This window comes from Sphingobium indicum BiD32 (assembly GCF_000382885.1).
Lineage (GTDB): Bacteria > Pseudomonadota > Alphaproteobacteria > Sphingomonadales > Sphingomonadaceae > Sphingobium > Sphingobium japonicum_C.
The window spans coordinates 1-6,109 of sequence record NZ_CAVK010000135.1 but is presented as its reverse complement, the minus strand read 5'-3'; the positions used below and the strand labels follow the sequence as shown (position 1 = coordinate 6,109).

Here is a 6,109-nt window from a genome sequence, read left to right as displayed (position 1 = left end):
AAGTCGAGAAACGTGGCGCGCAGGTTTCTCGACTTCGCTCGAAACGAACGGAACAAAGCGTTTCGGGCTAGATCGCCACCACCTCCGGCAGGATCGCGTCGAGCAGGAGCATGCCGGCGGGTGCGACTTGCAGGCGGGTGCCGGTCAGGCGGATGAGGCCGAGGTCGGTGAGCTGGTCGATGGCGCGATCATCGACCAGCTTACCAACGGCAATGCCCGACAGCGCCGCGATGCGGGCGAGATCGACCCCCTCGCCCAGCCGCAGCCCCATAAGCAGCGCCTCGCGCGCGCGTTCCTCGCCTGCCAGCGCTTGTTCGGTCTGCAGGCCATGGCCGTTGCGGCTGACTGCGCCGATCCAGTTTTCCGGCTTCTTGTGGCGCTGCGTCGCCATGCCGCCGCGCCGCCCGTGCGCGCCGGGACCAACGCCGACATAATCGCCATAGCGCCAATAGGTCAGATTATGGCGGCTCTCCTGTCCGGCGCGGGCGTGGTTGCTGATCTCATAGGCCGGGATGCCCGCAGCGTCGGTCATCGCGGCGGTCAGTTCATAGAGGGTTGCGCCATGATCCGGGTCGGCGGGCGCCATCCTGCCCTGCGCCACCAAAGTGGCGAAGCGGGTGCCCGGTTCGATCGTCAGTTGATAGAGCGAGAGATGGCCGGTGCCGAATGACAGCGCCTGGGCCAGTTCAGCTTCCCATTGGGCCTCGCTCTGGTCCGGGCGGGCGTAGATGAGGTCGAAGCTCACCCGGTCGAACACCGACTGGGCGGTATCGAGCGCGGCCAGCCCTTCGCGCACATCATGGGCGCGGCCGAGAAATTGAAGTGCGTCATTATCGAGCGCCTGCAAGCCCAGCGATACGCGGTTGACCCCCGCAGCGGCGAGATCGGCAAAGCGGGCGGCCTCGACCGAGTTGGGATTGGCCTCCAGCGTGATCTCGATATTTGGCGTGAAGCCCCAATGCCGCTGCGCCGCCGCGATCAGATCCGCGACCAAAGCGGGGGGCATCAGCGAGGGGGTGCCGCCGCCAAAGAAGATTGAGGAGAGCGGGCGTCCTGCGGTCTTAGCGGCTTCATGCGCCATGTCGGCGAGCAGGGCGGTGCGCCACGCTTCTATGTCTATACCCTCGCGAACATGACTGTTAAAATCGCAATAGGGACATTTGGATACGCAAAAGGGCCAATGCATATATAAGGCCAGAGCGTCGGCGGGGGCCGACGCCGATGCGGATGGAGATTCGGGGGGAATGACGGCCATGGCTGGGGGCAGCCCTAATCTGTTTTTGCGCGCCGGGCTATGGGCGGCGTTGCTGATCGCGACGGGCGCGCAGGCTGCATCCGACAGCGCGCCGGGGAGCAAGGCGGCAGTCGTAGCGCCTGTCGCTGTGCCGACCGGAGTGGTCATGCCAGCCGCCTATTATGGAATGGAGGAAGCCGCGCGCGGCGAGCCGCTGCTGCGCGCCGTGATGTTGGACGCGCACAATGGCGAGCGGGCGCTGGTTGGCGTCGCGGCGCTGGAATGGGATGATGCGCTGGCGGCGGACGCAGCGCGCTATGCCGCCGATATGGCGCGGACCGGTGCGTTCCGTCACAGCCCGCGCGCCAGCCGGGCTATCCCCAGCGGCGAAAATCTGTGGATGGGACCGCGCCGCCTCTATGGCTATGGCGTCATGGTCGGCGCGTTTCTGGACGAAAAAAAGCTGTTCCGGGCCGAGAGCAAATTGCCAGACCTGAGCACCAGCGGGCGCTGGCAGGATGTCGGCCATTATACCCAGATGATCTGGCGCGGCACGCGCAAGGTCGGCTGTGCGCTGGGTGAAGGGGCGAATTACGACTATCTGGTGTGCCGCTATTTTCCCGCCGGCAACGCCTTTGGGCAAGGGCCGCTGGATGGCGGGGCGACGGCGATAGAGTTGGCGAGCGGAGGTCGGTAACTCCTCCCCAGCACGGGGAGGGGGACCGGCGAAGCCGGTGGAGGGGGCTGGCCGCCTTACGCAAACTTAGTGTCCAGACGAGCGCCCCCTCCGTCGCGCTGCGCGCGCCACCTCCCCGTGGCGGGGAGGAATAAGAGGCTCAGAAAACCGCTGCCACCAGCTGCTTGAACGCATCGGCGCGGTGGCTCATCGCGTGTTTGGCGTCCGGGTCCATTTCGCCGAAGCTGATGTCGAAGCCCAACGGCTGGAACATCGCGTCATAGCCAAAGCCATTCGCGCCGCGTGGTGGCCAGACGAGCGTGCCGTCGACCCGGCCCTCAAATGCTTCGACATGGCCATCGGGCCAGGCCAGCGCGAGGGCGCAGATGAAATGAGCGTCATGGCCTGCGTCCGGGCCTTTGGCGGTGATCCCGTCCCATACCTTTTGCATGGCCAGGTTGAAATCCTTGCTCTCACCCGCCCAGCGCGCCGAAAACAGGCCCGGATCGCCGCCCAGCGCCTCTACGCACAGGCCGCTATCGTCGGCCAGCGCGGGCAGGCCGGACAGGTCGGCGGCCTGCAATGCCTTCAATTCCGCATTGGCGATGAAGGTGGTGCCGGTTTCCTCCGGTTCGGGCAGGTCGAGCGATGCGGCAGAGACCGGCTCGATGCCGTAGGGACCAAGCAGCGCCGCGATTTCGCGCACCTTGCCCGCATTATGGCTGGCGATCACCAGCTTGCCGGGGGCCAGCTTGCGGATGGCCTGTTCCTGTCCGAATTGGTCGGTCATGATCCGATTCCCAGTGATGAACCAAAACCCCGTTCGCCCTGAGCTTGTCGAAGGGTCGTTCTTCCTTTTCAAGAAAAAAGGACGAGGCTTCGACAGGCTCAGCCCGAACGGGGAGAGGTAGTTTTTTACCGCCCCGTCGCGGCATCCTGCGCGGCGAAAATCTTGGCGCAGCCGATGCGTGCCAGCCGCAACAGGCGCAGCAGCTCTTCCTCGTCATAGGCCGCGCCTTCGGCGGTCGCCTGCACTTCGGCGAATTTGCCGTCGCCGGTCAGGATCAGGTTCGCGTCCGTCTCGGCATTGCTGTCCTCGGCATAGTCGAGATCGAGGACCGGCGTGCCTTCATAGATGCCGCAGCTGATCGCCGCGACTTTCTGGATGATGGGGTCTTCCTTGAGCGCGCCCGATGCCATCAGCTTGTCCACCGCGATGCGCAGCGCGACCCACGAGCCGGAGATTGCCGCCGTGCGGGTGCCGCCATCGGCCTGGATCACGTCGCAATCGATCACGATCTGGCGCTCGCCCAGCTTCTTCATGTCCACCACAGTGCGCAGCGAACGGCCGATGAGACGCTGGATTTCCTGGGTGCGGCCCGACTGCTTGCCCTTGGCCGCTTCGCGGCTGCCGCGGGTATGGGTGGCGCGGGGCAACATGCCATATTCGGCGGTGACCCAGCCCGACCCCTTGCCGCGCAGGAAGGGCGGCACCTTTTCCTCGACCGAGGCGGTGCACAGCACGCGGGTGTCGCCGAAACTGATGAGGCAGCTTCCTTCGGCATGGATGGTGAAGCCTGGCTCCATGATGATGTCGCGCATCTGGTCGGGCGCGCGGCCGGAAGGACGCATAATATTTCTCCAATACGGTCAGGGGACGGCGCTTAGCGCCCGGCGGCGTTTCTTGCCAGTGCCAAGCGCATAATAAGGCGATAAGAGGGGCCATGATGAGCAGAATGATGATAGCCGCCGCCACCATGTTGCTGGCAGGGTGCGCCACGGCCGACACTGAGCTGGACATACCGCGCGCCGCCGGTGACACGATCAGCTTTACCGCCGGGCGCTGCTTTGGTGCCTGCCCGGCCTACACGGTGCGGGTGACGCCCGACGGGTCGGGGCTGCTGGAGCCGGAGAAGTTCACCGCCGTGCCGGGACCGACGCGCTTTACCGTGACGCCCGCGCAATATCGGCAGCTGCGGATGGCGCTGGCCCCCTATAAGCCGCCGGTCGGCACGGAAAAGCGCATCGCCCATGGCGAAAATTGCACCCGCTTTGCGACCGACATGCCCGGATATCGCATCGAATGGACGCGGGGCGAGGCCAAGCCGACGCGGCTCGACTATCAGTCGGGCTGTATGGACGCGCGCTATGGGAAGCTGCGCACGACGATCGGCAGCATTCCCAAATTGCTGGGGATCGAAGCCATGCTGAAACCCAAGGCTGCCCAATAGGCCGGTTGGACATGGAAACGTTGAGCATGGGCGCAATCCATCCTACATCGTGGCCATGACGCCAACCACACCCATCACCGAATTGAACGAGCGCGCCCGCGACGTGTTTCGCCTGGTGGTGGAAAGCTATCTGGGCACGGGCCTGCCGGTCGCGTCGCGAACCTTAAGCAAAATATCCTCGCTCAGCCTGTCGCCTGCCTCGATCCGCAATGTGATGCAGGATCTGGAGGAGCTGGGCCTGCTGGCCGCGCCGCATACGTCGGCGGGGCGGATGCCGACCGAGACGGGGCTGCGACTGTTCGTCGACGGGATGATGCAGGCCGCCATGCCATCGGCGGAGGAGCGGCGCGCGATCGAGGCGGGACTGGCCGAGGCTGGGCCGATCGAGGAAGCGCTGTCGGCGGCCACCGCTGCGCTGTCGGGCCTGTCGGCCTGCGCGGGAATCGTCATGGTGCCAAGGCGGGAGCCGGTATTGCGCCAGTTCGGGTTCGTGCCGCTCAATGACAGGCAGGCTCTGGCCGTGCTGGTCGGGCAGGACGGATCGGTCGAAAATCGCGTGCTGGACCTGCCGCCCGGCGTGTCCCCCTCGATGCTCAATGAGGCCGCCAATTTCATGTCGGCGCGCTTTGCGGGCATGACGCTGCGGCAGGCGGGCGACATGCTGGCGCAGGAGATGGAGAGCGAACGCAGCGCGCTGGATGGCGCGGCGCGGGAACTGGTGGCGCGCGGCATCGCCATCTGGTCGCATGATGCCGACGACCGGCCGGTGCTGATCGTGCGGGGGCAGGCGCATCTGATCGACGATGGCACGGCGGCGGACCTGGAACGGGTGCGGCAATTGCTGGAGCAGCTGGAGGGCAAGCAGGAAATTTCCCGCCTGCTGGAGGGTGCGCTGGCGGGCAGCGCGACCAAAATCTTCATCGGATCGGAAAACAAGCTCTTTTCCCTGTCGGGTTCTTCGGTCATAGCCGCCCCCTATCGTGGCGCGGACGGCCGGGTGGTCGGCGTGGTCGGCGTGATCGGCCCCACGCGCTTGAACTATGCGCGGGTGATCCCCATGGTGGATTTCACCGCACAAACGCTGTCGAGATTGATGAGATGAGCGAAGAAAATCTGAACGTCGAAAATACCGAAGTCGTGGATCAATTGCCGGAGGATGTGCCCGTGGCCGACGCCAGTGCCGAGCGTATCGCCGCGCTGGAGGCGGAACTGGCGACCGCCAAGCAGGACATTCTCTATGCCCATGCCGACACGCAGAATGTGCGCCGTCGGCTGGAAAAGGAGCTGGCCGACACGCGCGCCTATGCCGCGACCAACTTTGCCCGCGACATTTTGTCGGTCGCCGACAATCTGAGCCGCGCGCTGGCCACCATCCCCGCGGACCTGCGCGAGGATGAGAAGTTCAAGGGTCTGGTCGTCGGACTGGAAGCCACCGGCCGCGAGCTGGAGGCGGTGTTCGGCCGCAACGGCATCAGCAAGATCGAATCGGTCGGCCAGCCGCTCGACCCCAACAAGCATCAGGCGATGATGGAAGTCCCCTCCGCCGATGCGGCACCCGGCACGATCCTCATTGAGATGCAGGCGGGCTATATGATCAAGGACCGGCTGCTACGCCCGGCGATGGTCAGCGTGGCGAAAGCGCCGGAATAAGCGTTTCATCGCTTTCTAGCGTGGACATCATAACGCCCGTCCGGTTCCGCCGGGCGGGCGTTATGATGTCTGGTGGAGTCCAGAGTCAGAGCCGATCACAACTGCGCGTCATTCCTCCCCTGCAAAGCAGGGCTATCGCATATGGCCCGCACCTCATTTTACTTCGTTATGCTGAACTTGTTCCAGCATCCATTTCTCGTCTCCAGCGGCGGCTTTTGGGGCACGATGGATCCTGAAATAAATTCAGGATGAGGTGGTAGGGATAACGAAAAGTCATCTGCGATAGTCCTCCCCGGCAAGGGGAGGTGTCAGCGCGTA

At 64.8% G+C, this 6,109-nt stretch carries 7 protein-coding genes; 4 read left to right on the top strand and 3 right to left on the bottom strand.

Annotated elements, in window-relative coordinates:
• Positions 1 to 67: 67 nt before the first annotated feature.
• Positions 68 to 1,186 (bottom strand): radical SAM family heme chaperone HemW, encoded by a 1,119-nt coding sequence (hemW, locus tag EBBID32_RS13440; protein WP_231382197.1) that lies wholly within the window; start codon positions 1,184 to 1,186, stop codon positions 68 to 70.
• A gap of 67 nt (positions 1,187 to 1,253) precedes the next feature.
• On the opposite strand from hemW, the gene EBBID32_RS13435 reads away from it, so the two are divergent.
• The gene (locus EBBID32_RS13435) at positions 1,254 to 1,931 is read left to right on the top strand and encodes a CAP domain-containing protein (RefSeq protein WP_006958670.1); all 678 of its coding nucleotides are present in this window, start codon (positions 1,254 to 1,256) and stop codon (positions 1,929 to 1,931) included.
• A 139-nt stretch (positions 1,932 to 2,070) separates the two neighbouring features.
• On the opposite strand, the gene rdgB is transcribed toward EBBID32_RS13435, so the two are convergent.
• Together rdgB and rph are read right to left on the bottom strand one after the other, a co-directional pair.
• Positions 2,071 to 2,700 carry an RdgB/HAM1 family non-canonical purine NTP pyrophosphatase gene (gene rdgB, locus EBBID32_RS13430; protein WP_006958668.1) on the bottom strand — a complete coding sequence of 210 codons (630 nt, stop codon included), beginning with the start codon at positions 2,698 to 2,700 and terminating at the stop codon, positions 2,071 to 2,073.
• Between the two features lie 125 nt (positions 2,701 to 2,825).
• On the bottom strand, positions 2,826 to 3,542 hold the full coding sequence (rph, locus tag EBBID32_RS13425; protein WP_006958666.1) for a ribonuclease PH: 717 nt from the start codon (positions 3,540 to 3,542) through the stop codon (positions 2,826 to 2,828).
• A 104-nt stretch (positions 3,543 to 3,646) separates the two neighbouring features.
• Here rph and EBBID32_RS13420 point away from each other — a divergent pair, with 104 nt between their 5' ends.
• Genes EBBID32_RS13420 through grpE form a run of 3 tightly spaced genes read left to right on the top strand, consistent with a single transcriptional unit; the run spans position 3,647 to position 5,791 of the window.
• Positions 3,647 to 4,141 carry a DUF6438 domain-containing protein gene (locus tag EBBID32_RS13420; RefSeq protein WP_006958664.1) on the top strand — a complete coding sequence of 165 codons (495 nt, stop codon included), beginning with the start codon at positions 3,647 to 3,649 and terminating at the stop codon, positions 4,139 to 4,141.
• 55 nt (positions 4,142 to 4,196) lie between these two features.
• The gene (gene hrcA / locus EBBID32_RS13415; protein WP_006958662.1) at positions 4,197 to 5,243 is read left to right on the top strand and encodes a heat-inducible transcriptional repressor HrcA; all 1,047 of its coding nucleotides are present in this window, start codon (positions 4,197 to 4,199) and stop codon (positions 5,241 to 5,243) included.
• Positions 5,240 to 5,791 carry a nucleotide exchange factor GrpE gene (gene grpE, locus EBBID32_RS13410; protein ID WP_006958660.1) on the top strand — a complete coding sequence of 184 codons (552 nt, stop codon included), beginning with the start codon at positions 5,240 to 5,242 and terminating at the stop codon, positions 5,789 to 5,791. The genes hrcA and grpE overlap by 4 nt, the downstream gene beginning before the upstream one ends.
• The last annotated feature ends 318 nt before the right edge of the window (positions 5,792 to 6,109 follow it).